20 protein-coding genes, 1 pseudogene and 1 riboswitch are annotated in these 23,891 nt (G+C 64.8%); of the genes and pseudogenes, 11 read left to right on the forward strand and 10 right to left on the reverse strand.

Translation table 11 applies throughout. From position 1 onward, the window contains the following. Window positions 1-50 precede the first annotated feature (50 nt). Window positions 51-635 carry a YSC84-related protein gene (locus C7H84_RS10435; RefSeq protein ID WP_121858739.1) on the forward strand — a complete coding sequence of 195 codons (585 nt, stop codon included), beginning with the start codon at window positions 51-53 and terminating at the stop codon, window positions 633-635. A 231-nt stretch (window positions 636-866) separates the two neighbouring features. After that, window positions 867-1,919 carry an AI-2E family transporter gene (locus C7H84_RS10440; protein WP_121858740.1) on the forward strand — a complete coding sequence of 351 codons (1,053 nt, stop codon included), beginning with the start codon at window positions 867-869 and terminating at the stop codon, window positions 1,917-1,919. 48 nt (window positions 1,920-1,967) lie between these two features. Here C7H84_RS10440 and C7H84_RS37130 read toward each other — a convergent pair. Together C7H84_RS37130 and C7H84_RS10450 are read right to left on the reverse strand one after the other, a co-directional pair. After that, window positions 1,968-2,078: pseudogene (locus tag C7H84_RS37130) on the reverse strand (thioesterase); the annotation flags it as partial. Window positions 2,079-2,140: 62 nt separating this feature from the next. Beyond that, window positions 2,141-2,941 (reverse strand): TetR/AcrR family transcriptional regulator, encoded by an 801-nt coding sequence (locus tag C7H84_RS10450; protein ID WP_240462014.1) that lies wholly within the window; start codon window positions 2,939-2,941, stop codon window positions 2,141-2,143. A gap of 106 nt (window positions 2,942-3,047) precedes the next feature. Here C7H84_RS10450 and C7H84_RS10455 point away from each other — a divergent pair, with 106 nt between their 5' ends. From C7H84_RS10455 to C7H84_RS10475, 5 genes are all read left to right on the forward strand, one after another. After that, complete coding sequence (locus C7H84_RS10455; RefSeq protein WP_240462020.1) at window positions 3,048-4,721, forward strand: bifunctional 3-(3-hydroxy-phenyl)propionate/3-hydroxycinnamic acid hydroxylase; 1,674 nt, start codon at window positions 3,048-3,050, stop codon at window positions 4,719-4,721. Window positions 4,722-4,728: 7 nt separating this feature from the next. After that, complete coding sequence (locus C7H84_RS10460) at window positions 4,729-5,799, forward strand: VOC family protein (protein WP_121858743.1); 1,071 nt, start codon at window positions 4,729-4,731, stop codon at window positions 5,797-5,799. 36 nt (window positions 5,800-5,835) lie between these two features. Beyond that, on the forward strand, window positions 5,836-6,792 hold the full coding sequence (locus C7H84_RS10465; RefSeq protein WP_121858744.1) for a fumarylacetoacetate hydrolase family protein: 957 nt from the start codon (window positions 5,836-5,838) through the stop codon (window positions 6,790-6,792). Next, window positions 6,789-8,741, forward strand: coding sequence for an acyl-CoA synthetase (locus C7H84_RS10470; RefSeq protein WP_121858745.1), 1,953 nt, complete (start codon window positions 6,789-6,791; stop codon window positions 8,739-8,741). The genes C7H84_RS10465 and C7H84_RS10470 overlap by 4 nt, the downstream gene beginning before the upstream one ends. 215 nt (window positions 8,742-8,956) lie before the next feature. Then, window positions 8,957-9,682 (forward strand): OmpW family outer membrane protein, encoded by a 726-nt coding sequence (locus C7H84_RS10475; protein ID WP_121858746.1) that lies wholly within the window; start codon window positions 8,957-8,959, stop codon window positions 9,680-9,682. Between the two features lie 215 nt (window positions 9,683-9,897). On the opposite strand, the gene C7H84_RS10480 is transcribed toward C7H84_RS10475, so the two are convergent. The 5 genes from C7H84_RS10480 to C7H84_RS10500 all read right to left on the reverse strand — a co-directional run bounded on the left by C7H84_RS10480 (window position 9,898) and on the right by C7H84_RS10500 (window position 15,176). Continuing rightward, window positions 9,898-10,914: an NADP-dependent oxidoreductase gene (locus C7H84_RS10480; protein ID WP_121858747.1), complete on the reverse strand. Its 1,017-nt coding sequence runs from the start codon at window positions 10,912-10,914 to the stop codon at window positions 9,898-9,900. Between the two features lie 34 nt (window positions 10,915-10,948). After that, the gene (locus C7H84_RS10485) at window positions 10,949-11,737 is read right to left on the reverse strand and encodes an SDR family oxidoreductase (protein ID WP_121858748.1); all 789 of its coding nucleotides are present in this window, start codon (window positions 11,735-11,737) and stop codon (window positions 10,949-10,951) included. 443 nt (window positions 11,738-12,180) lie between these two features. Beyond that, window positions 12,181-12,768 carry a phosphatase PAP2 family protein gene (locus C7H84_RS10490; protein WP_121858749.1) on the reverse strand — a complete coding sequence of 196 codons (588 nt, stop codon included), beginning with the start codon at window positions 12,766-12,768 and terminating at the stop codon, window positions 12,181-12,183. Between the two features lie 81 nt (window positions 12,769-12,849). After that, window positions 12,850-14,166 carry an Nramp family divalent metal transporter gene (locus C7H84_RS10495; RefSeq protein ID WP_121858750.1) on the reverse strand — a complete coding sequence of 439 codons (1,317 nt, stop codon included), beginning with the start codon at window positions 14,164-14,166 and terminating at the stop codon, window positions 12,850-12,852. After that, the gene (locus C7H84_RS10500; RefSeq protein WP_121858751.1) at window positions 14,115-15,176 is read right to left on the reverse strand and encodes a helix-turn-helix domain-containing protein; all 1,062 of its coding nucleotides are present in this window, start codon (window positions 15,174-15,176) and stop codon (window positions 14,115-14,117) included. Before C7H84_RS10500 ends, C7H84_RS10495 begins: the two co-directional genes overlap by 52 nt. A gap of 526 nt (window positions 15,177-15,702) precedes the next feature. Here C7H84_RS10500 and C7H84_RS10510 point away from each other — a divergent pair. Continuing rightward, window positions 15,703-16,632 (forward strand): LysR family transcriptional regulator, encoded by a 930-nt coding sequence (locus tag C7H84_RS10510; RefSeq protein WP_121858752.1) that lies wholly within the window; start codon window positions 15,703-15,705, stop codon window positions 16,630-16,632. A gap of 145 nt (window positions 16,633-16,777) precedes the next feature. Beyond that, window positions 16,778-17,179: an OsmC family protein gene (locus C7H84_RS10515; RefSeq protein ID WP_121858753.1), complete on the forward strand. Its 402-nt coding sequence runs from the start codon at window positions 16,778-16,780 to the stop codon at window positions 17,177-17,179. A gap of 138 nt (window positions 17,180-17,317) precedes the next feature. On the opposite strand, the gene C7H84_RS10520 is transcribed toward C7H84_RS10515, so the two are convergent. Further along, window positions 17,318-18,199, reverse strand: a complete 882-nt coding sequence (locus C7H84_RS10520) for a Dyp-type peroxidase (RefSeq protein WP_121858754.1) — start codon at window positions 18,197-18,199, stop codon at window positions 17,318-17,320. Window positions 18,200-18,681: 482 nt separating this feature from the next. Here C7H84_RS10520 and C7H84_RS10530 point away from each other — a divergent pair, with 482 nt between their 5' ends. Next, window positions 18,682-20,544: an ABC transporter ATP-binding protein gene (locus C7H84_RS10530; protein WP_121858755.1), complete on the forward strand. Its 1,863-nt coding sequence runs from the start codon at window positions 18,682-18,684 to the stop codon at window positions 20,542-20,544. Window positions 20,545-20,706: 162 nt separating this feature from the next. Here C7H84_RS10530 and C7H84_RS10535 read toward each other — a convergent pair whose 3' ends face one another. Next, complete coding sequence (locus C7H84_RS10535; RefSeq protein ID WP_162999257.1) at window positions 20,707-21,546, reverse strand: phosphatase PAP2 family protein; 840 nt, start codon at window positions 21,544-21,546, stop codon at window positions 20,707-20,709. A gap of 100 nt (window positions 21,547-21,646) precedes the next feature. Between C7H84_RS10535 and C7H84_RS10540 the strand changes: the two genes are divergently transcribed. After that, window positions 21,647-22,360, forward strand: a complete 714-nt coding sequence (locus tag C7H84_RS10540; RefSeq protein WP_121858757.1) for a riboflavin synthase subunit alpha — start codon at window positions 21,647-21,649, stop codon at window positions 22,358-22,360. 87 nt (window positions 22,361-22,447) lie between these two features. On the opposite strand, the gene C7H84_RS10545 is transcribed toward C7H84_RS10540, so the two are convergent. Further along, window positions 22,448-23,689 carry a voltage-gated chloride channel family protein gene (locus C7H84_RS10545; protein WP_121858758.1) on the reverse strand — a complete coding sequence of 414 codons (1,242 nt, stop codon included), beginning with the start codon at window positions 23,687-23,689 and terminating at the stop codon, window positions 22,448-22,450. A gap of 79 nt (window positions 23,690-23,768) precedes the next feature. After that, a riboswitch (Fluoride riboswitch) is annotated at window positions 23,769-23,873 on the reverse strand. Between the last annotated feature and the right edge of the window lie 18 nt (window positions 23,874-23,891).

Raw genomic sequence — 23,891 nt, forward strand, 5'->3', positions numbered from 1 at the left:
GGGCTACCCGCCCCGCCCGTCATCAATCCCGACAACGAAGGAGAATCGCCATGCAGAAATCCCTCGCCCTGAAAGCCGCCACCGCCGTCATGCTCGGCAGCCTCGTGCTCGCCGGTTGTACCACCACCCGTGACAAACCCGAGGGCGCGGCCGCCAGCGCGTCGAAACGCGAGTCGATCGACGCGAGCGTGAACGCGACGCTGTCGCGGCTCTATTCGACGGTGCCCGGCTCGCGCGAGCTCGTCGCGAAATCGCGCGGCGTGCTCGTGTTCCCGAACGTGCTGCAGGCCGGCTTCATCATCGGCGGCCAGTCCGGCAACGGCGCGCTGCGCGTCGGCGGCAGCACCGTCGGGTACTACAACACGTCGTCGCTGTCGGTCGGCCTGCAGGCCGGCGCGCAGTCGAAGGCGGTCGTGTTCCTGTTCATGACGCAGGATGCGCTCGACTCGTTCCGCAAGTCCGAAGGCTGGTCGGCCGGTGCCGACGCATCGGTCGCGGTCGTGAAGGTCGGCGCGAACGGCGCGGTCGATTCCAATACGGTCACCGCTCCGGTCCAGGTGCTGGTCCTGACCAACGCGGGCCTGATGGGCGACCTGTCGGTGAACGGCACCAAGGTCACCCGGCTCAACATCTGACGATCCGGCGCGGCGCCGCCGCGTCCGCTATCCCGGCAACGCCGCGGCTCCGGCCGCGGCGTTTTCGCATGCGCCGCGCGCAGCGGTTATGATGGCGGCACCTTTGCGGGCATACTGCCGTTCGGGCCGCCGTGCGGCGCGTTTCGGCGCGAATCCACGACATTCGCGAGCCGATCGCGCCCGTGGCAACGAGATTCAATCAAACCAGACAACAATCTGCGCGAACCTTCCATGGACAGCGGACACGATCACCAAAAATTCTTCTATTTCCTGTTGTTCGCGGTCACCGTCGGACTGTGCTGGATCCTCGCGCCGTTCTCCGGCGCCGTGTTCTGGGGCACCATTCTCGCGATCCTGTTCCAGCCGGTGCAGCGCTGGCTCGCCGCACGCTTCGGCAAGCGGCGCAACGTGGCCGCGCTCGTGACGCTGTCGCTGATCATCCTGATCGTGATCCTGCCGCTCGTGTTCGTCATGGCGACGCTCGTGCAGGAAATCGCGTACGTGTACCAGGAGCTCAAGGACGCCCCGCCGAATTATTCGCAGTACGTCCATGACATCATTCACGCGCTGCCGACGTCGATCCAGCACCTGCTGCAGAAGTACGGGCTGACCAACATCCCGGGCATCCAGAAGAAGCTGACCGACGGCGCCGCGCAGATCAGCCAGTTCGCGGCCGCACAGGCGCTCAGCATCGGACAGAACACGTTCCAGTTCGTCGTCAGCTTCGGCGTGATGCTGTACATGGTGTTCTTCCTGGTGCGCGACGGCGGCGAAATCGGCCGGCGCGTGCGCCGTGCGATCCCGCTCGACGAAGAGCACAAGAACCTGCTGCTCGCGAAATTCACGACGGTTGTGCGCGCAACCGTCAAGGGCAACATCGCGGTCGCGCTCGTGCAAGGCGCGCTCGGCGGGCTGATCTTCTGGATTCTGGGGATCGAGGGCGTCGTGCTGTGGGGCGCGCTGATGGCGTTCCTGTCGCTGCTGCCGGCGATCGGCGCGAGCATCGTGTGGGTGCCCGCCGCGCTCTACTTCCTCGCGATCGGCGCGATCTGGAAATGCGTGATTCTCGTCGCGTTCTGCGTCGGCGTGATCGGCCTCGTCGACAACCTGCTGCGCCCGATCCTCGTCGGCAAGGACACGAAGATGCCCGACTGGGTCGTGCTGATCTCGACGCTCGGCGGGATGGCGCTGTTCGGCATCAACGGCTTCGTGATCGGGCCGCTCGTTGCCGCGCTGTTCATGGCAAGCTGGGACATCTACGCGCGCGCCGAACAGGGCGAATGACGCGGCGCGCGGCCACGCGGCCGCCCCTGCACGAACGGGCGCGGCCCGTTATGGATGACGAATCCTGACCACCACGGGCGCCACGGCGCCCGTTTCCATTTCCGGCGACGGCCCCGCCCCCGTCATCACGCCACCATACGGGTCGACGCGATGTGCGCGGGCACGTTTCACCGTCTTATCGCAGGTTTCGCGTGATCCCGGCTCGAGCGCCCCATTCCTGCTCACTCGTCTGATACAGGTTTCGCCAGCGTAACGACGACAGGCAATGGACGGTTGGCAATCTCCGTAGCTTCAGCTCTCGGAACCCCGAGCGTTTGCAAAAGCGAAGAGGCAGTACGTTCCGCAAAGCCCTCCTGGCTATACCCGACCATTTTCAACATATCGGTCACGGGTTCTTCCCCGGCATCAAAACGCAAGTCGATTGCGATGGCGGCCAGTACCGCACCTCCGACTGTAATCGCGCTCATGAGTGGCTCGTCGGTGACGAACCTTTGGGCAATGATCCCCTTCTGGATATCTCTCAACAGTCGAGGCCCGAGACCTCCGCTAAGTGCACGTGCAGACAGGCCCTCCCGAATCAGGAAATGGCCCCACACGGGGTCGCGTCGCGCCCGCAGCAAAGTGTGGCGCAAGGCGACAGCGATCGTCTCCGCGGGGTCGGTGAGGTCGGCAGCCATCCGATCCAGCGTGTCTGCGAATTCCTCGAACACTGATTCCAGGACCGCAGCATGAATCGCTTCCTTCGATTCGAAGTGGTTGTAGAACGAGCCCAAGCCAACGTCCGCAGCCTCGGTAATTTCGTTGATCGCAACCCCTTCCATCCCTTTTTCCGCCATCAGGACAAGAGCCGCATCGATTAGACGCGATCTGGTTTCGCGCTTGCGGCGCGCGCCGCGGGGCTCGCGGCTCGGGGTAATCACGGGCGCGTCCTCGTGGGTGGCGGCGGTAGTCGACGGCTTCGTGCGACGGGTTGAAGGGGCGGGCATCGGCGTTCCGGTGGATTCGACGATTCGAGTATACATTCCACCTTCAACTTTGACAAAACGTTCAGTTATGAATTTAATGTCATCAAGACAGCGCGGAGCCGTCTGTATGAAGAATGGAGACTGAACAGTGGCGGAGACAAAGGTGCGGAGCGAGACGGGAATCCGGGAACACGCAGCATGTTCCGGCGGACACGACTTGCCATCATCGGTAGAAGTGCTTGTCGTCGGGTGCGGACCGGTCGGAGCAACCATTGGAGGTCTATTGGCGCGTGACGGTGTGCGGGTTCTTGTCGTCGACAAGGCAACGGAAATTTTCATGGCCCCCCGTGCGATCGCCCTCGACAACGACGCGCTGCGGATACTGCAATTCGCAGGCGTGACCGAAGCGGACCTTGATACCGTCGCAATTCCGTACGTGCGTATGCGCTCGCCGTGGTTTGGCGAATTTGGGCGGCTGAATTCGCTGGGAAGTATCGATTGCCATCCCAAGCTCGTCACGTTCTATCAACCTGATCTGGAGCGTTGCTTGCGCGCGCAATTGCGTACATGCAACTCAGCGCAAACAGGGCTCGGTGTCGCGCTCGTCTCGCTGGACGAGAAAGAAGACCACGTGGTCGCAACGCTCGACATCGGTGAAGGACGGCGGCACGCGGTGCGCGCCCGCTACGTCGTTGGTGCCGACGGGGCGAGCTCGGTCGTTCGCCAAATGATTGGACAGGCGTTCAAGGGAAAGACATTCGCCGAAGACTGGCTGATTGTCGACGCACGCGAGGTTCGTCGTCCCATCGATCACGTCGAGTTTATCTGCGACCACCGGCGGCCGACACCGCACATGACCGCCCCCGGCGGGCGCGAGCGCTGGGAGTTCATGCTGCATTCGAACGAGATCCGCGAAGAAATGGAGTCCGACGAAAGCATTCGGAAACTCCTGCAACCGTGGGGCGGCATGAAGGATATGGTGATCGAGCGAAAGGCTGTGTATCGCTTTCACGCGCGCACCGTCAGGTCGTTCAGAAGCGGTCGAATCTTTCTCGCCGGCGACGCGGCGCATATCACGCCGCCGTTCGTCGGGCAGGGGCTGGTCGCTGGGCTGCGTGATGCCGCGAATCTGTCCTGGAAGCTCGCGTGGGTCATCAAAGGACACGCCGCGCCGCACATTCTGGACTCCTATGATCAGGAGCGCCGACCTCACGTCAAGGCAATGATCGGCGTCGCGAAGTTCATGGGAAAGCTGGTGATGCCGCGAAATGCTGGCGTTGCGATTTTCACCCACGGCCTAATGCGGCTTTCCCGGTTCATACCAGCGCTACGGAACCACTTCGACGAGCTAGGGATCAAGCCCAAGAATGCGTTTCGACGGGGACTCTTCGTGCCCGGTGCGGCACGAACACGACTCGTTCGTGGAGCGGTTCTTCCTCAGGGATGGCTGCGCAATTGCGACGGCGCTATTCGCATGAGCGATGACGTATTGGGCACCGGCTTCACGCTGATCGGATTCGGAAAGGATGCCGGAGCAAACCTTGACCCATGCACGCGGGCTGCATTTATCGCAGCCGGTGGATCAGTAGTTCAGGTCGTACACCGCGGGCAGCGTCTGCACCGTACCGAGAAGGGCTGGTGGGAAGACCTGGACGGCACTTTCATGCCGCGTGTCGTCGGATTTGGATGGGCGGCTGTTGTTCGTCCGGACAAGACGATCCTGCATGAGGGGCCCGTAACCGAGTCGACGCGCATTGTCCTCGAATCGCTGCAGCTACTTGGCGCACACACTTCACTATCGACGCGCTCCAGTCAAATTGCCATGCCCTCCATCTGAGGCCTCCATGAAACTCACCACTGCTCAACCTGCGCGGCATCCGCAACCCACAACGAAAGCGTTGGCGCTGTCCTACTTGATGTTCGAGCGCCCCGATCTGGATCGGGCCGAACGATTCCTCAACGACTTCGGCCTTCGCACGGTATCGCGCGGCGACGATTACCTGTTCCTGCGCGGCACCGCCGCCACGCCGTTCTGCTACGTCGTTCAGCGAGCCGAGAAGGCGCGCTTTGTCGGCCTGGGACTCGAGGTCGAAGGGGTAGCGGAACTGCGCAAGCTTGCTCATGTACCGGGCGCCTCGGACGTAGAGCAGTCGCCGTGGCCAGGCGGCGGTCTTCGGGTGAAACTTGTCGATCCGTCCGGCTTCCATGTCCATGCAATTACTGGCCAAGCGCGAGCCAGTTCGCTGCCGCACCGATCGGCGTTGCCGTTCAATTCGGTGGACTCTGTCGTGCGTGTCAACGACACCCAGCGGCCGCCTCTTGACGCGCCCGAAGTGATTCGCCTAGGTCATGTCGTGCTAGAACTGGCTGATTTCCAGGCGACTTGCGCTTGGTACACGTCGCATTTCGGATTCATTCCGAGCGATGTTCAGGTATTGCCTGATGGGTCGCCGGCCGTCGCCTTCATGCGACTTGATCGCGGAGCCACTCCAGCGGATCACCATACGCTTGCTTTGGCGCAAGGCTTCGGTCCGCTCTACAGCCATTCGGCATTCGAGCTCGTTGACGCAGACGCGATCGGCGTTGGACAACGCGTTCTGCGCGACAAGGGCTGGACGCATGCATGGGGAATCGGACGCCACATCCTTGGCAGTCAAGTATTCGACTATTGGCAGGACCCTTGGGGCGACAAGCACGAGCACTATTGCGATGGCGATATGTTCACGGCCGACATGATGACGGGTGTCCATGAAGTGAGTCGTGAAGCCATGTCGCAGTGGGGGCCGCTGATGCCGCGAAGCTTTACCAAGCCCAAGATAACGCTATCCAGCATTGCGGCACTCGTGCGAAGCCTGCATCGCAGCCCTGACGTTACCATCGCGAAGCTGCGCACGCTCGCGAAGTTGTTTGCCTGATACCTATCCTCCCAAAGACTTGTTCGAGGCACTTCCATGGCTTTGCACGTTCTGCACTTCCGGCATCAAGGGCGCGCCCAATGGGGCGTCGTAGTGAATAACCGTATCACCCCGATTCCGGGTGACTATGCGACGACGGGCGAATTCGTGCGCGCACACGAGGTTGCCGAACTCGCCACGCTCGCTGGCGAAACGATTGCCGAGTCGGATGTCGAATGGCTGTCGCCGGTCACTCGCAACCAGCGGTTCGTCTGCCAGGGTGCCAACTACCGCCAACACATGATCGAGTCCGGCATGAATCCGGACGCGAAGACCTTCAATATGATCTTCACGAAGGCTACGAGCTGCATTGTCCCTGCGAATTCGGATGTGATTCGTCCACGGCACGTCAAATTCCTGGACTACGAGATCGAACTCGGGCTCGTGCTTCGTCGCGATATCACGTCCAGTCAAGCTATCACAGACAAGAACCTGCACGAGTACATCGCCGGATTGGTGATCGTCAACGACTATTCCGCTCGAGACATTCAGATTCCACAAATGCAGTTCTACAAGGGGAAGAGCTACCGGACATTCGGCCCCGTAGGACCATACCTCTGTCTCCTCGAAGCAAGCGACATTGCCCAGTTGCGGAAGCTGGAACTGACGTTGACCGTCAACGGCCAGGTGCGTCAAAGCGATTCGACCGCGAATCTCGTGTACGGCCCTGCCGAAACGCTCACCGAGCTTTCGGGCGTCCAGGACCTGAACGCCGGTGATTTGTTGGCTACCGGCACGCCGGCAGGATGCGCTCTCAGCATTCCATCGCCCGCAAAGCAACGGATCGCCGCGTTGCTTCCGGAGCACATGAAATGGCGGATGTTCTCCAAAGTCCAGGCTGGCCGGCCGCAGTATCTCAAAGCGGGAGATTTCGTCGAGTCTCGAATTGCGAGCAAGGACGGGGCAATTGACCTCGGGGTGCAACGCAACCGCATCGTCGAAGAAATCGCATGAACGCCATCGCAAACGAAGCGGACGTGGTCTCGATCGAAACCCTCGGGCCGCCGGCTGACCTTCCCGCCAGCACGTACGAAATGATCAGCCGCGGCGCGGCAATTGATCCATCGGCGCCAGCATTGTCGTTCTTCCTGCGTGCAGACGATCATCGGAAGCCTGTCCGATGGAACTATGCCGAACTGCTCCGCGATATCACCCGGACAGCAAACTTGTTCACCCGTCTCGGGATCGATCGAAATTCGGTCGTCGCGTACGTGCTGCCAAATTTGCCGGAGACGCATTTCGTCGTCTGGGGGGGAGAGGCGGCCGGCATCGTGTGTGCCATCAATCCGTTGCTGGAAGGTCCCGCGATTGCCGCCCTCCTCAACGCCGCGAAAGCCAAAGTACTGGTGACATTGGCGCCGTTCCCAGGCACGGATCTCTGGTCGAAGGTCCATTCGATCCTGGAGCTGGTGCCGACCGTGCGTAGCCTTGTGTTAGTCGATCTGGCGGGTCACGTACGCGGATGGCGCGGTATCGCCGCACGAATGATGCAACGTCGCGAATGCAACCGGCTGCATGGCCGCGCGGGGGTGCGTGGTGCAGTTCCCCGCCGTATCGACATATACGACTTCGAACACGCGATGGGGCGGGAATCCGGCGATTCCCTGCTAAGCCAGAGAAGGGTCGAGGCTGACGACATTTCGTCCTATTTCTGCACGGGCGGCACGACAGGATTGCCGAAAATCGCAATTCGCAGGCACGGCAACGAGGTCGCGAATGCCTGGAGCGTTGGCCAAGTAGTCGGCTCAGGCATGGGCCCGGGCAAGGTGATCTTCTGTGGGCTTCCGCTGTTCCATGTAAACGCAGTGCTTGCGACCGGCCTCGTGCCGTTTTCGCTCGGTGCGCATGTCGTTCTGGGCACACCTCAAGGATATCGCGGCGAAGGGGTCGTCAAACGGTTTTGGGAGATCGTCGAACACTACCGAATCAATTTCTTTAGCGCCGTACCGACGCTGTATGCGGCATTGCTCGACGTACCAATCGACGGTCGCAACATAAGCTCACTGGAGTATGGACTCTGCGGAGCGGCGCCGATGCCAGTCGAGATTTTCCGGACATTCCAGGACCGGACAGGGGTGCGCATCCTCGAGGGTTACGGATTGACCGAAGGGGCATGCGTCAGCAGCGTCAACCCGCCGAAGGGCGAGCGCCGCCTTGGGTCGATCGGATTGCGGATCCCTGGTCAACCCATGAAGCCGGTGATACTCGACGAAGCAGGAAATTATGTGCGGGACTGCCACGACGACGAGGTCGGAGTCTTGACCATCTCGGGACCGAACGTCTTCGCTGGCTATTTGCAGGATGAGCAGAACAAGGGCTTATGGCTGGAGCTTGGCGACGGCAGGCAATGGCTCAACACCGGAGATCTCGCGCGACGCGACTCGGATGGATACTTCTGGCTCACGGGTCGACGCAAGGAACTCATCATCCGCGGCGGCCACAACATCGACCCGGCCACGATCGAAGAGCCGTTGCACCGGCACCCCGCTGTTCAGATTGCAGCGGCAATCGGACGTCCGGACGTACACGCCGGCGAACTTCCGGTCGCATACGTACAACTGAAAGCCGGCGCTAGCGCGACTGAAACCGAGCTCGACAAATTCGTTCGTGGCGCCATCGGCGAGCGGGCAGCGCTACCAAAGCGAATTCACATCGTGGGGGCGATGCCTCTGACCGCAGTCGGAAAGATCTTCAAGCCGGAACTCAAACGGCGCGAGACGCTCGATGCGCTCAACGCGGCATTGACTGAGGCGGGAATCACGGGCGCGCGCCTCAGTATTTCCGACGATACCTCGCGTGGCTTGGCACTACACGTAACACTGGGCGATCAGGCGCAGGTTGCAAAGGTCAACGCGATCATGGGGCGCTTCCCCTTCGCGTTCTCGACATCAATCGCATCGTAACTTTCGAACGGTAGGCGGGCCCGCCGCAAGGCGGCTTCAAGGTTCAAATCATTTGGAGGTGTTGCATCCGCATTCGTTAACGGCACCTACCACGAAGCACATTGAGTCGACACTGGATCTGATGAGATTGTCGCTCGCTTCCGATGTTTGATCGGGTATGACTTTCTCATATGATCAGGATTCCTAAAAATTAACATCAATACTCGGAGACACACATGAACCGCATTAGCGCAGGACTCGCAATCTTCGTCGCGACGATATCCGCCGCGCACGCTCAATCAGCGGGCCAATGGGTGGTCAACGCTGGTTGGTCACATTTTGCTCCCCAGGGTTCAGCCGAGCCACTGACCGTCAACGCGCTTGGGCAGTCACAAGTCATGACCGGCAGCAGTGGGAAAATCTCTAGCGGCGACACACTCGGCCTCACCGCGACCTACTTTGTCACTGACCACATCGCAGCGACCACGGTCATGGGCATCCCGCCGACCTGGCACCTGACCGGTGCCGGCACGCTGAGCAGCGTCGGGGAATTGGGGACCGCACGAGCGTGGAGCCCAGCGCTCATCTTCAACTATTACTTCGGTCAACCAAACGCGAGATTCCGGCCTTATCTCGGCGCAGGTGTCACGTATACGTGGTTCAGCAATATCAAGCTCAGCAGCCCTGTCTCCACCGGCCAAATCTACGCTTCCCCAACGGTCGGCACCGCACTCGAGGGTCCGACAACCGTGTCGCTCAGTAAATCCTTTGCACCCGTCATTAACGGGGGACTGACGTACAACATCGACTCGCATTGGTCGATCAATGCATCGGTGGCGTACTCGTGGGTGTCAACCCGGGCTACCCTGACGACGAAGTCCTCGGTCGGTACGGTGACCAGCACCAGCAAATTCAAGGTCGATCCCATCGTGACCTTCCTGTCGGTCGGATATCGATTCTGATTCCCCATGGGAACAAGCGGACGAATGCGGGTGCCAGCAATTCGGTGATTGAGACGCGGCGCGGCGCGTCCGCGATTGCAGCGTTCGTTCCCAACGTGCAAAAAAACGGCGGCGTGACGCACATGTCACGCCGCCCTTCACTGGCAATTACTTTAAGGAGCACAAGTCCTAAATCGATACCGGACTACTCGGACTCAACGTACGAGCACGGCCGCTCACGCGTGCTGATCGACGCGCAGCACGAGCTTGCCGCGATGGTCGCCGTCGAACAGGCGGTTCAGTACGTCGGGGGCATTCTCGAGCCCGTCGGCCACGGTTTCCTCGGCCTTGAGACGGCCGTCGCGCAGCCATCCGGCGAGCGTCTGCACCGCTTCGCGGCTCTTGCGGTAGTCGAGGATCAGGAAGCCGCGCATCGTGATCCGCTTCGAGATCAGCACGCCGACGTCGTCCGCCGCGCGGCCGCTGTTGTAGTTCGAGATCACGCCGCACAGCGCGACGCGCCCGCCGATCACCATCCGCGACAGCACCGCGCGCATCACCTCGCCGCCGACGTTCTCGAAATTCACGTGCACGCCGTCCGGCGTCGCTGCCTTCAGTTGCTGACGGAAATCATCGGCCTTGTAGTCGACGGCCGCGTCGAAGCCAAGCGTCTCGGTCAGGTAGCGGCACTTCTCCGCGCCGCCCGCGATGCCCACGACGCGCGCGCCGTGGATCTTGCCGATCTGGCCTGCGATCGAGCCGACCGACCCGGCCGCCGCCGACACGACGAGCGTCTCGCCCGGCTGCACCGGCGCGATGTCCGTCAATCCGTAGTAAGCGGTCAGGCCGCTCATCCCGCATGCGCCGAGCAGCGTCGGCAGCGGCAGGCCCGACTGCGCGGGCAGCTTCACGAGCTGCGCGGCCTGGTCGGCCGCGACGAGCGCATAGTCCTGCCAGCCGACGAGCCCCTGCACGAGATCGCCTTCCGCGAAACCCGCATTGCGCGACGCAACCACGCGGCCGATGCCGAGCGCGCGCATCACTTCGCCGATCGCGACGGGCGGCAGGTATTGCGGCACGTCGCTCATCCATACGCGGTTGGTCGGATCCATCGACAGATACAGCACGCGCACAAGCACTTCGCCGTCGGCGAGCGCCGGCACGGGCGTTTCGACGAGCGAAAAGTGTTCGCGGCCGACCCGCCCTTCCGGGCGCGTCTTCAGCAGCAGCTGGCGGTTCACGGGTGTCGACACGATGTTCTCCTCCGGGTGTTGTGGGCGATGCGCGTCAGACCGCGCACATGCCGCCGTCGATCACGAGTTCGGCGGCCGTCACGAAACGGCTCTCGTCGGACGCGAGATAGACGGCCGCATGCGCGACGTCGTCGGGATCGCCGAGCCGGCGCAGCGGAATGCCGCGCGCGAGCTTGCGGGTCGCGTCGCGTTCGCCGAGCGACTGGAACAGCGGCTCGACGATTCCCGTGCGAATGAACGCCGGGTGAATCGAGTTGCAGCGCACGTCGACCTCGCGGCGCGCGCAATCGATCGCAACCGATTTCGTCAACGACGCGACCGCGGCCTTCGACGCGTTGTACGCGGTGAAATCCGGCTCGACCTTGAACGCGGCCACCGACGAGATGTTGATGATCGACGCGGGATGGCTCTCGGCCAGATACGACAGCGCATGCTTGCAGCCGAGCACGATGCTCTCGACGTTGATCGCCATCACGCGCCGCCATTCGTCCAGCTCGATTTGCGCGGGCGAGCCGATCGAGCCGACACCCGCGTTGTTGACGAGCACCGACAGGCCGCCCATCGCATCGACCGCCTGCACGAGCAGCGCCTGCCAGCGTGCCTCGTCGCGCACGTCCTGGGTGGCGGCGAACGCAACGGGCGCCGCGTGGCCTGCATTGAGTTCAGCGGCAAATGCGTCGAGCACCGCTGCGTCGACGACGTCGGTCAGGAACACGCGCGCGCCCTGCTCGACCATCCGGCGCGCGATCGCGCGGCCGAGGCCGCCGGCGGCGCCCGTGATGTACGCGCACTTGCCTGCGAGGCGCGGGGAAACGACTGTCATGGGACCTGCTCCTATCGTGAATCGTCGTGGCGGACCGGTGCCGCGACGGCGGTGGCCGTGCGTCGGCCGATGGCCGCGCGGTTTGCCCGAGTATAGCGATCCGGGCGCACCGCGCCGCACGAATCGCGGAGGCTGCCGCGACGGCCCCGATCAGACGAACGCCAGCGTACGCGATTGCCGCCAATCGATGAAATGAATATTCGTAATGCCCGGTCATAGGCAGCATTCATGACATTCCCCCATGTATTCGCTGGAGACCGGACGATAACGCGCGCCCAATCACCACGGATAGCACGTCGACGAAGCGAACGCCGCCGTCCGCCCGGCAATGACAGAAACCGACGGAGATGGGGAATGAAGACCGGGTAACGAGGTACGACGCAACCGCCGCACCGACGATTGCATCTGAAGCCGGGGCAACCACACCCCGGAACACCCTGCTGTCAGAACCCGTCGCCGGACGCGCGCATGAATGCGCAGACCTGCGGAGAATGCGTGTCGATCATCTGCTGGAACGGTGCGCGATGCCCGTACGCGATGCCGGATACGAGGAGCAGGCAGACGGCCGCAATCCGCGGCGAGAACGCACGCTTGTGCGCGCGGGCGTACGCGTGGAGGAACAGCAGCGCGACCAGCGCGCCGAGCAGCCAGCCGACGACGACTTCGGGAACCGTATGCGAATGATCGAACACGCGCGCAACGGCCGTCAGCGCACCGACGGCGAGACCGGCCGCCACGCCCGCCGCGTTGCCCGGACGGAACGCCTGCCACAGCATCGACAGCGCAACGGTCCACACGGACGTCGACAGCATCGTATGGCCGCTGATCACGCGAAAGTCGAACTGCGGAAGCTCGATCCCGCAGCCCGCATACAGAATCTTGGTGGCGCCGACGAGGCTCATGCCGGCCGCGAGCAACACGATCCAGCGCACCGCGAGCCGCCAGTTGGACAGCGCGAGCCAGACCGCGCAGGTCAGCGCGACCGGCAGGGTCAGCGCGGCGTCGCCGAAGTTGCTGAGTTCACTCCACATAACGAACGTCGAACGGCTAAAGAAAGGCCGCAGTTTAACGCACGCGCCCTGCGCGCCTGTTTCAGCCTGTGACAGGCTGTATCACCCCGCGACACCCGCGATCAGCAGCAGGTTCGTGCCGGTGATGACCGCGAACAGCGCCCAGGCGGTGACCTGCATCTTGCGGCCGATCGCATGCTCGCCCATCGTGTTGCGATCGCTGACCGACCTGATCAGCGGCCACATCGCGAAGGGCAGCTGCAGGCTCAGCAGTACCTGGCTCCAGACGAGCAGTTGCCCGACCGATCCTTCGCCGAGCCAGAGCACGCCGATCAGCGCGGGCACCAGCGCAAGCCCGCGCGTGATCAGCCGGCGCTGGTAGCACGGGATCTTCGTATGCAGGAAGCCGTCCATGATGACCTGGCCGGCGATCGTGCCGGTCAGCGTCGAGCTCTGCCCCGACGCGAGCAGCGCGATGCCGAACAGCAGCGCGGCCGCACCGCCCGCGATCGGCGTGATCAGCCGATATGCCTGCTCGATATCGGTCACGTTGTGCTGGCCGGTCGCATGGAACGCCGCGCCCGCGACGACCAGGATCGCCGCGTTGACGAGCATCGCGACGAACAGCGACACGCAGGTATCGATCCGCACCAGCGCGAGCGTGTCGCGAATCAGCCCGCGCGCGCCGCCGATCACGTGGCGCGTCTGCACGACCGACGAATGCAGATACAGGTTGTGCGGCATGATCGTCGCGCCGACGATGCCGAGCGCGAGCACGATCGCGTCCTTGCGGTCGTGGGTGGGGGCTCCCGGTACGAGGCCCTTCGCGACCGCATGCCAGTCGGGCGGCGTGATCGCGACCTGTGCGATGAAGCAGAACGCCATCGTCGCGATCAGCCCGAGCACGATCGCCTCGATCTGCCGGACGCCCTTGCCCTGCAGCCCGAGCACGATCACCGTATCGAGCGCGGTCAGCACGACGCCCCACGCGAGCGGCACGCCGAGCAGCAGCTTGAACGCGAGCGCGCAGCCGAGCACTTCGGCGATGTCGCACGCGATGATCGACACTTCGGCGGTCACCCACTGCACGACGCGGCCGAAGCGGCCATAGCGGTCGTAGCTGGCCTGCGCGAGATCCTTGCCCGCGACGAGCCCGAGCCGCGCGGCCAGCATCTGCAGGAAGATCGCGGCGAGGCTCGAGAACGCGACCACCCACAGCAGCGAATAGCCGAACTGCGAGCCGGCCTGGATGTCGGTCGCCCAGTTGCCGGGATCCATATAGCCGATCGCGACCAGCAGGCCCGGGCCGAAGAAGCGCTTGAGCTTCATCCAGCGCGACGCGCCTGCGTCGATCGTGATGCTGCCCTTTACTTCCGACGGGCAGAAGGGGGCGGTGGCGGTGGTGGGGAGCAGGGGCATGGAAACCGGGGATCGTGATCGCGACACGGTGATTTTACGTTCATCCGCCCCGCTTTCTCCCGGGCGTCGACGCGCACGCCCCGGTTCGCCCGTTCGGCGTCGGTTTTTACGGATCGCGGCGCAGGCCGCGGGTCGGATGTGCCGGCGCCGTTCGTCAGGATCCGCTCGCGTTCGGCGACGCGAAATTCGGTCGGCGACACCAGCAGGCGCTGGCGAAACAACTTCGCCAGACGCTCGCCGCTGCCGAAGCCCGTGCGGCGCGCGACCTTGTCGGCCGGCAGCGTCGTGTGGATCAGCATGTGGCACGCGCGCTCGAGCCGCACGTGCTGCACGAACTCGGTCGGCGTCACGCCGATTTCCTTCTTGAAGCGCCGCAGGAAATTGCGCTCGCTCATCGCGGCCGTCTGCGCGACTTCCGCGATCGAAATGCGGTTCGCGCTCTGCGCGCGCAATCGCTGCGCCGACATCCTGATCGACGGGCTCGCACTCAGTTCGCGATAGGCCCACATCGATTGCGCGTAGCGTTGTTCGACCGGCCGCATCAGGTTGCTGGCGATCTCCTGTGCGGCGCTGTCGCCGAGATCGGCGCGAAACATGTCGAGCACGGCCGCGAACACGTCGGCCTCGCGGGTCTCCAATTCGATCGTGGTCGCCGCGCGGCGGCCGCGATCGGTTCGCGCGTGCCCGCTATCCGTCTGCCGCTGCGACGCCGCCAGCGTCGACAGGTCCATCGCATCGACGATCCAGCGCGCATGCCGGCCGATGACGCCGAGCCGCCGGCGCAATGCATCGGTCCAGTTGACCGACGCGCGCTCACCGTGAAGATGAATGAACGCGAGTGCACGATGGCCGTGCTCGTCGCCGAGCGCGTCGGCGGCGATCTTCACACCGGACGACGACTGCAGCAATCCGCCGCTTTCCGATACGTACTTCAGCTGGTAATCCGCACTGAACGCGTGCAGGCGATTCGCCAGATTGAAAGCCTCGCCGAGACGCGCGGCCTGGGCCAACGAAAACCCCGTACTCAAATAGACAACCACCCACCTCTGATCTGCTGCTTCCACTTGCCAAGCCCCCGGACTGTTTCGACTTCTTCTAATACCGTCGAACTGTCAGGCTTATATTTGGTTTGGACACGTGCGACAGGACGGCTATCTCGAAATATGAAGCGACGGCATCTTAGCCGAACGGGTCGTGTCTTTGGCGCGAAATGGCCGAGAGGGACAGCATGATGGCGGATTACTACAGGCTGTCACCGACCGATGGTATGGCGGCGCGGAAATACGCATGCCGACGTGCGCGCTCGCATCGTGCGAATGCATCGCATCGCATCGCATCGCATCGCATCGCATCGCATCGCATCGCATCGCAAACATTGCATCGTGTCGCTGCGCGTATCGGAAGCACGCGCGTTTGCGCGGGACGATCATCATCGATAGGCATCGAGTCGCATCGCGCGTGTCGAACGTGCGCGCCCGCGGTCCGTTGCTTGCGCATCCATTAGAATCGCTCCACCGTCCACCCCCGAGTTCGTGCGTGCCCGCCGACCATCGTCTCGACCTGAACCTGTTCCGCGTGCTCGACGCCGTCTACGTGCACGGCGGCATCGGCGCGGCCGCCCGCGCGCTGCACCTGACGCAGCCGGCCGTCACGCATGCGCTGAACCGGCTGCGCGCGCATTTCGACGATCCGCTGTTCGTCCGCCAGGGCAATCGTGTCGTGCCGACCGAGCGCACGCGCGCGGTCATCGCGGACGTGCAGCTTCATCTCGCCGGCCTGCAGCGCACCGCGCGCGATCCGTCGGCGTTCGACCCGGCGACGCTCGACCTGCGCATCGCGGTCGGCATCCGCGACGTGCTCGAATCGATCGCGTTGCCGCAGATCGTCGCCGCATTCGCCGACGAAGCGCCGGGCCTGCGTCTCGTGAGCCGTCGCGTCGCGGTGCACGACATCGAACGCGAGCTCGCATCGGGCAATCTCGATCTCGCCGTCGATCGACGCGTTCAAACCGGCCCGCGGATCGTGACCGAACACCTGCTCGACGATTCGCTCGTCGTCGCGATGCGGCACGACCATCCGCTGACGAGCGGGCCGCTGCGGCGCAGCGACTATTTCGCCGCGCGGCATCTCGCGGTGTCGTCGCTCGGCGAACCGCAGTCGCTCGACGTGCTGCTCGGCAACGACGGGCGCTTCCGTCATATCCAGCTCGTGTGCCAGCATTATTTCGCCGCGTGCCAGATCGCGGCGGCCGGCGACCTGCTGCTGACGCTGCCGCGCACGTATGCGCTGCGCATGGCGGCGATGCTGCCGATCGCCGTGCAGCCGCTGCCGCTTCGGCTGAAGCCGTTTCCGCTGCTTGCGTACTGGCACGAATCGCGCGAGACCGACCGCGCGCACCAGTGGGTGCGCGAACGCATCGCCTCGCTCGTGCGCCGCAGTGCCGGCGTGCCGGTCTCGCCGGGCTGATCCCGGAGATCCTGCCGCTCCCGCCGAACCCGCCGAACCGCATCAACGCACACCGCGCCCGCGATGCCCAGCGAAACGGTATGCTGACGCCTCGCATGCCGCGCGCCGCCGCGGCCCCCTCTTTCCCGCTTACCGGAGACTTGCCATGCCGCTCATCCACGCTGCCGCCACCCTCGCGGCCGACGCGCCGAACTACGTCGTCCAGCTGCAGGCCGGCACGCACGCGCTGACCGGCGACGAAGCGCCGCGCGAAGGCGGCCAGGGCCTCGGGCCGGCGCCGTTCGAGCTTGTGCTGGCCGGCCTCGCGCAATGCACGGCCGCGACACTACGCATGTACATGCAGCGCAAGACGTGGCCGGCGGCGCGCATCGACGTGCGCACCGAGTTGCATGCCGATCATGAGGGACAGCAGTACGTGCGCCGTGTCGTGACGCTCGACGGTGCGCTCGACGACGCGCAGCGCCAGCGTCTCGCGGAAATCTGCGAGAAGACGCCGGTGACGCTGTTCATCAAGCGCGGCACGCGCATCGAAACGACGCTGAACTGACGCGCGGCATACCGCGCCGCACGCGACCGAAAATCGACGATCGCTGGATGCGACGATGCAACGATCGACACGTCACAAACGAAACGGGCGGGCCGCGCACGATGCGCGGCCCGCCCGTTTGCGGATGCCGTCCGGCGCTTACAGTCCCAGCGCGGACAGGTCCAGCTTGCCGCCCTTCACCGGCGGGCACCAGAAATACGCGCCCGTCAGCGGCCGCGTGAAGCGGAACAGGCCGTCGACGATGCCGTCATCCGCGCCGCTCATCCGGCGCATCTGCACGTCGAACGCGCGGAACGACGCACCGAATGCGACGAAGTAGAGCCCCGCGCGGCGCGCATCGGCCCACGGCGACGAGCGGCGCAGCATGAACGCCTCCGGCTCGAAGCTCTCCTGCGCGGTGCGCTTCACGTGCGCAAACTCGGGCGCATCGTCGAGCTCCTCGTTGTCCGAGCGGCGGCGGCCGATGATGTGATCCATGTCGCCCGACGCAATGCGCTCCATCTGGTCGAAGTCGTGCAGCCACTGCTGGACCGCGACGAAGCTCGAGCCGTCGAGCCCCGCGCCCTGGCCCGTGACGACCGCCGCGGCGAGCGCGTCGTCGCCGGTCGGGTTCTCGGTGCCGTCCTCGTAACCCGACAGGTCGCGATCGTTCGAATAGCGGAAGCCGTCGACCACGTCCTGCAGCGCGAACGCCGGCGCGAGCGCGCGCTCGATCGCCCGCGAACGCAGCACGAGATCGCCGCGATCGTCGCCGCGCAGCCAGACCCAGACGTCGGCCGGCGTGATCGGCAGCGTGCGGTCGTTCACCGCGAACGCCGGGTATTCGGCGAGGCCCGGCACCGGGCGCCCGAGGTGCGCGGCCAGCGCGTGTCCAAACCCTGCGACCGCGCCGCGTCCGTCGACGAGCTCGCGCAACGCCACCAGTGCCGCGGCGACATTGCTGTTGTTCGAAATCGTGAAAGTGAGGTATCGGGCCGCCGTGTCGATCGGGGCCAGGATGCCTTGCTGAACGTCGCTCATCGTTTCCTCAGGAATGTATCGGGGTGAATCCGCGGCGCCTCGGCGGTCGCCGGGCAACCGCGAAGTGTAATCGATGCAGCCCGCCGCTCCGTGCGACGCCGCACCGCGGAACGCGCACAAAAAGGGCCGAAACCCCGAATACTAACCGTATCGACGCTGCAACGACGTATTCGTCAGACGTTGCAGCGCGTCCGGCACTGCTGATAAAATCCCTTCACGTCTTTTCGGCGTCCTTTCAACGTTCACTTCAGGGAGGTGCAGATGTTCCGAATGCCAGCAACCTTCCCGAACGTGGTCCCACGACGCGGCTGATCCCGCCCGTCGTTCGCGCCGGCTCCCGAGTGCTCCGCTAACCCGCCAGCCCGCGCATTTTCCCGACAGCCCGTTTCGTTTCGCCCGCGTCGTTCGTGCGGCCGGCTGTTGCGTTTTCGACGTTCTCCGAACCGGAAAGTCCCGTCGCGCGACGCGCCGGGCAACGACACATGACCAGAAAAACCACCCATCTGGGCGGCCAGGCATTCCAGGCCGTCTTCGGCTTCACGTTCCGCTACTGGCGCAAGCAGCCCGTGCGCATCGCGACGATCGCAACGCTCGCGCTGCTCGGCGCGCTCGCCGACGTGCTGACGCCGCTGTTCGCCGGGCGCCTCGTCGATGCACTGTCGACCGGCCTCACCGACCGCGCCGCCGCGTGGCATTCCGCCGTCACCGCGTTCGGCACGCTGGCCGCGCTCGGCATCGGCGCGACGCTGCTGCGCCAAGGCGTCTACCTGAACATCATCACGCTCACGCTGAAGATGATGAGCGAGATCGCCGCCGCGTCGTTCCATCGCGTGCAACGCTTCTCGACCGACTGGCACGCGAACAGTTTCGCGGGCTCGACCGTGCGCAAGATCACGCGCGGGATCTGGGCGCTCGACCTGCTGAACGACACCGTGCTGATCGCGCTGCTGCCGTCGGTCACGATGCTGGCCGGCGCGACCGTGCTGCTCGGCACGCACTGGCCGGTGATGGGGCTCGTCGTCGGCGCGGGTTCGCTGCTGTACATCTCGGTGACGGTCGCCGTGTCGCTCGGCATCGTCGCGCCGGCCGCGCGGCTCGGCAACCTTTGGGACACGCGCATGGGCGGCGCGCTCGCCGACGCCGTGAGCTGCAACGCGGTCGTCAAGGCGTTCGGCGCGGAAACGCGCGAGGAAGCGCGGCTCGCGCGCGTGATCGGCAAGTGGCGCCAGCGCACGCGCCGCACCTGGGTGCGCGGCACGTTCAACGGCGGGCTGCAGGGTGCGATGCTCGTCGCGATGCAGGCGGCGATGATCGGCGTCGCGCTGCGGCTGTGGGCGAACGACGAAGCGAGCGTCGGCGACATCGCGTTCTCGCTGACGATGTTCTTCATGCTGCAGGGGTATCTGCGCGACGTCGGCATGCACATCCGCAACCTGCAGCGCTCGGTCAACGACATGGAAGAACTCGTCGCGCTCGAGCGGCAGCCGCTCGGCATCGACGATCGCCCCGGCGCACCCGCGATCCGGATCGGGCAAGGCGAGATCCGCTTCGAGCACGTGACGTTCCGCTACGGCAACCATCCGGTGCCGCTGTACGACGACTTCTCGATGCGCATCGCGCCCGGCGAACGCGTGGGCCTCGTCGGTCATTCAGGGTCGGGCAAGACGACGTTCATCAAGCTGATCCAGCGCCTGTACGACGTGTCGGGCGGCCGCATCACGATCGACGGCCAGGACATCGCGCAAGTGCGGCAGGACTCGCTGCGCAGCCAGATCGCGATCGTCCAGCAGGAGCCCGTGCTGTTCCACCGCACGCTCGCGGAGAACATCGCGTATGCGCGCCCCGACGCGAGCCGTGCCGACATCGAGCGCGCCGCGCGCCTCGCCAGCGCGCACGAGTTCATCGCCGCGCTGCCGGACGGTTACGACACGCTCGTCGGCGAGCGCGGGATCAAGCTGTCGGGCGGCGAACGCCAGCGCGTCGCGATCGCGCGCGCGTTTCTCGCGGATGCGCCGATCCTTATCCTCGACGAAGCCACGTCGAGCCTCGACAGCGAAAGCGAAGTGCTGATCCAGCAGGCAATGGAGCGGCTGATGGTGGGCCGCACGACGCTCGTCGTCGCGCACCGGCTGTCGACCGTGCGCTCGCTCGACCGGCTGCTCGTGCTCGATCGCGGCAAGGTGATCGAGGAAGGCAACCACGACGCGCTGATCCGCATCGACGGCGGGATTTATCGCCGGCTGTTCGAGCGGCAGGCGCTGGAGCTGGCGAAGGGCTTGATCGACTCACCTCCGCGCATGGCGGACGGTGACGCCGGACCGCTGGGGGAGCCGGCGGAGGCTTGATGGACGCCCGTTCGCCACCGGGCGCGCGGCATGCGGCGGCCGCGCGTCCGGTTGCTTCGACGGGAACCGGGGCTGTGCGGCTCGCCCGGCCTTTAGATGCGTGGCAGCGCACCGAGCATGTCGACCGCCAACCTGGTGCGCGATGCGCGGCATCGGCGCGCGTCAGGAATTCACCAGCCCTTCCTGTCCGCCTTCGACTTCATCGCCGGACGCCGCGCGAGCCGCGGCGCGCTGAACGGCAAACCACTTCCGCACCCCGTAAATCAACCCGACGCCGATGACGAGCCCCGCCAACACGTCGCACAAGTAATGGCCGCCCTGCGTCGGCGTCGACACGATCATCATCGCGTTCAGCGCCAACGCGACCGGAAACGCGACACGCACGTGCCGCAACGAGTAGGCGAAGCACAGCGCCAGGATCGTGTGAAGCGACGGAAAGGAAATGAGCCCCTGGGCCGACGCGAATACCAGTTCCCGGGCCGCGCCGCCGCGCAGCGGCAGGTAGTCGGATACGGTGGCAATCGTCGCGGGATCGCGAGTGTCGAAGTGAAGAAACGCGCTTTCGGTCGGCAGCCATCCGGCGATCAGAATCGACACGATGACGGCAACGATGAACTGCACCGCAAACTCGGCGTAGTCGTTCGAGTTCGACGTCAGCGTCAGGATGATCGGGATCGCGAACAGCTGGACACTGCCGGACGCATACGCAAATTCGAACATCGCATGCAGACCGGGATGCGCGGCCACCCACTCATACGCTTGCAGCCAGTGAAACCCGAGCGCGGCGTCGAAGGAGATCAGCGCATCGCTCACGAGCGGCCGGTCGGTGGCCACGGCCAGATACTGGAGCAGCGTACCGGCATGCGTGAACACCGCCATCAGCGCGATCCACTGGAACGATCGCGCGACATTCCCGTAGAACGCTTTTCTGGCCGGCAGTTTGTATGAACGGCGCGACGCGAGCCAAGATACGCCGGTAACGGCAAAGACGACCAACAGCACTTGCGCGCGTTCGACATACCCCGTTTCGCATCCGGCCCCGACGCCGTCCGCCGGGATCACTTATCATACCGGCCAGGCAATTCGCGACGAAAGGCAGATCATGTTTACAGGCATTGTTCAGGGTGTTGGCGTCATCAAGGCCATCAAGGATCACGGCGAACTGAGAACGTTCAGCATCGAATTCCCCGACCGGTTTACCGCCGACATCGAGATCGGCGCGAGCGTGTCGGTCGACGGTGTGTGCCTGACCGTGACGACCATCCACTCGCCGCTGCTGATCGACTTCGACGTGATGCTGCCTAGCCTGCGCATCACCACGCTGGCCGACCTGACGACCGGCGCGCGCGTCAACGTCGAGCGGGCCGCGAAGGACGGCGCGGAAATCGGCGGGCATCCGCTGTCCGGCCACGTCGACTTCATGGGGACGATCCTGCACATCGCGTCGTCCGAACACAACCGGATGATCCGCATCGGCGTGCCGGCCGAATTCAAGCGATACGTGTTCGCGAAGGGCTATATCGCGATCAACGGCTGCAGCCTCACGGTGTCGGACGTCAATCGCGACGAAGGCTGGTTCGAGGTCTGGCTGATTCCCGAAACGCGCCGCGCGACCACCTTCGATGCGAAGGGCGTCGACCACAAGGTCAATATCGAGATCGAGCGCAGCACGCAGGTCGTCGTCGATACGATCCGCGAGTCGGTCAAGGAAACGCTCGGGGAATTGACCGCGGTCGTCACGACGTTGCTCGCGGAAAAGGGCATCGATATCGAGGAACTGCTCGCGCGAAATGTCGCGAAGCTGCCGAAGCCGTAACGCCCGCCTCCGCTCCCGGTGATCCGCAGGATCGCCGGGGCTCGAGTTCCGCGGGCATGCTCCGCTCGGCCAGCTCGCACGCCGACATCACTCCGCGTCGGCCTGCGCCGCCTTCCCCACCGCCACCCGCTGCGCGCGATAAATCCCCGCGTGCCCGGAAAACAGATACGCAACCACACACGCGACGATCGCATACACGCCGACATCCGCGCCGAACAGCTCGATCGCCATGATCGTCGACGCGATCGGCGTGTTGGCCGCGCCCGCGAACACCGCGACGAAGCCGAGCCCCGCGAGCACCGGCACCGGCAGCGCGAGCACCTGCCCCAGCGCGTTGCCCAGCGTCGCGCCGATGTAGAACAGCGGCGTCACTTCGCCGCCCTTGAATCCCGATGCGAGCGTGACGACGGTAAACGCGAACTTGCCCGCGAAATCGTAAGCCGGCAGCGGCCCGTGGAACGCGGCTTCGATCGTCGGAATCCCGAGCCCCAGATACTGCGGCACGTTCAGCACGGTCGCCGCCACGGCCACCATCAGGCCGCCGAGCACCGGCTGCAGCGGCGCGTAGCGGACGACGCGCCGAAACCATGCGGTCAACGCGTGCGTCGCAAATGCGAACAGCCGCCCGACGACGCCGAACGCGACACCCGCGACGACCGTCGCGGCGAGCCCCGTCGCCGACACGGCCGGCACGAACGGAATCGCATACACGGTGTGATGCACGCCCCACGCGCGGCACACGACGTCCGCGACGATCGCCGACGCAACGCAGGTCAACAGCGCGTCGTACCGCACGCGGCCGATCGCGAGCACCTCGAGACCGAACACGGCGCCCGCGAGGGGCGTGCCGAACACAGACGAGAACCCGGCGGCGATTCCGCCCATCAGCAGCACGCGCCGATGCTCGCGATCGAGCCTGAACAGGTGCGTGATGCGATCGGCGAGCGCGCCGCCCATCTGCACGGCCGTGCCTTCGCGGCCGGCCGACCCGCCGAACAGGTGGGTGACGACGGTCGCGACGAGCACGAGCGGCGCCATCCGCTTCGGCACGAGCGCCTTCGGGTCGTGAATCTCGTCGATCAGCAGGTTGTTGCCGCGCGCGACCGACTGGCCGAACCGGTGGTAGACCCAGCCGGTCGCGAAACCGGCGGCCGGCAGCCCCCACAACAGCCACGGATGCGCGACGCGCGTGCCGGTCGCCCAGTCGAGCGCGATCAGGAACAGCGCGGAAGCCGTGCCGGCCAGCGCGCCGAGCAGGGCCGAGAGCGCGAGCCAGCGGCACACGTAGCGCGCGGTCGCGAGAAAATCGGCAGAAGTCGAGAAAAACATGATTTCCAGATTCGACGGGACATCAAAACCTGGGCGGCAGAATACCGCATGGACGGCCTGCGACCTCCTGACAACCCAGGAACACGCAGGCATCATCAGCCGGGAGAACCGGCGGTTGAGGGCCGAACCGCAGGCGCCAGCGCCGGACTCGACCGCAGGGAGGCATGCCATCTCCGCAGGCGGCAATTGTACGCGACGCCGT

Origin of the sequence: Burkholderia sp. Nafp2/4-1b (assembly GCF_003635165.1) — a bacterium.
Taxonomy (GTDB): Bacteria; Pseudomonadota; Gammaproteobacteria; order Burkholderiales; family Burkholderiaceae; genus Burkholderia.

Excerpts from the sequence above, each read along its gene's own strand:
- C7H84_RS10435 (WP_121858739.1), top strand. The coding sequence starts at position 51 with ATGCAGAAATCCCTCGCCCTGAAAGCCGCCACCGCCGTCATGCTCGGC.
- C7H84_RS10440 (WP_121858740.1), top strand. The coding sequence starts at position 867 with ATGGACAGCGGACACGATCACCAAAAATTCTTCTATTTCCTGTTGTTC.
- C7H84_RS10450 (WP_240462014.1), bottom strand. The coding sequence starts at position 2,941 with ATGTATACTCGAATCGTCGAATCCACCGGAACGCCGATGCCCGCCCCT.
- C7H84_RS10460 (WP_121858743.1), top strand. The coding sequence starts at position 4,729 with ATGAAACTCACCACTGCTCAACCTGCGCGGCATCCGCAACCCACAACG.
- C7H84_RS10465 (WP_121858744.1), top strand. The coding sequence starts at position 5,836 with ATGGCTTTGCACGTTCTGCACTTCCGGCATCAAGGGCGCGCCCAATGG.
- C7H84_RS10470 (WP_121858745.1), top strand. The coding sequence starts at position 6,789 with ATGAACGCCATCGCAAACGAAGCGGACGTGGTCTCGATCGAAACCCTC.
- C7H84_RS10475 (WP_121858746.1), top strand. The coding sequence starts at position 8,957 with ATGAACCGCATTAGCGCAGGACTCGCAATCTTCGTCGCGACGATATCC.
- C7H84_RS10485 (WP_121858748.1), bottom strand. The coding sequence starts at position 11,737 with ATGACAGTCGTTTCCCCGCGCCTCGCAGGCAAGTGCGCGTACATCACG.
- C7H84_RS10490 (WP_121858749.1), bottom strand. The coding sequence starts at position 12,768 with ATGTGGAGTGAACTCAGCAACTTCGGCGACGCCGCGCTGACCCTGCCG.
- C7H84_RS10495 (WP_121858750.1), bottom strand. The coding sequence starts at position 14,166 with ATGCCCCTGCTCCCCACCACCGCCACCGCCCCCTTCTGCCCGTCGGAA.
- C7H84_RS10515 (WP_121858753.1), top strand. The coding sequence starts at position 16,778 with ATGCCGCTCATCCACGCTGCCGCCACCCTCGCGGCCGACGCGCCGAAC.
- C7H84_RS10520 (WP_121858754.1), bottom strand. The coding sequence starts at position 18,199 with ATGAGCGACGTTCAGCAAGGCATCCTGGCCCCGATCGACACGGCGGCC.
- C7H84_RS10530 (WP_121858755.1), top strand. The coding sequence starts at position 18,682 with ATGACCAGAAAAACCACCCATCTGGGCGGCCAGGCATTCCAGGCCGTC.
- C7H84_RS10540 (WP_121858757.1), top strand. The coding sequence starts at position 21,647 with ATGTTTACAGGCATTGTTCAGGGTGTTGGCGTCATCAAGGCCATCAAG.
- C7H84_RS10545 (WP_121858758.1), bottom strand. The coding sequence starts at position 23,689 with ATGTTTTTCTCGACTTCTGCCGATTTTCTCGCGACCGCGCGCTACGTG.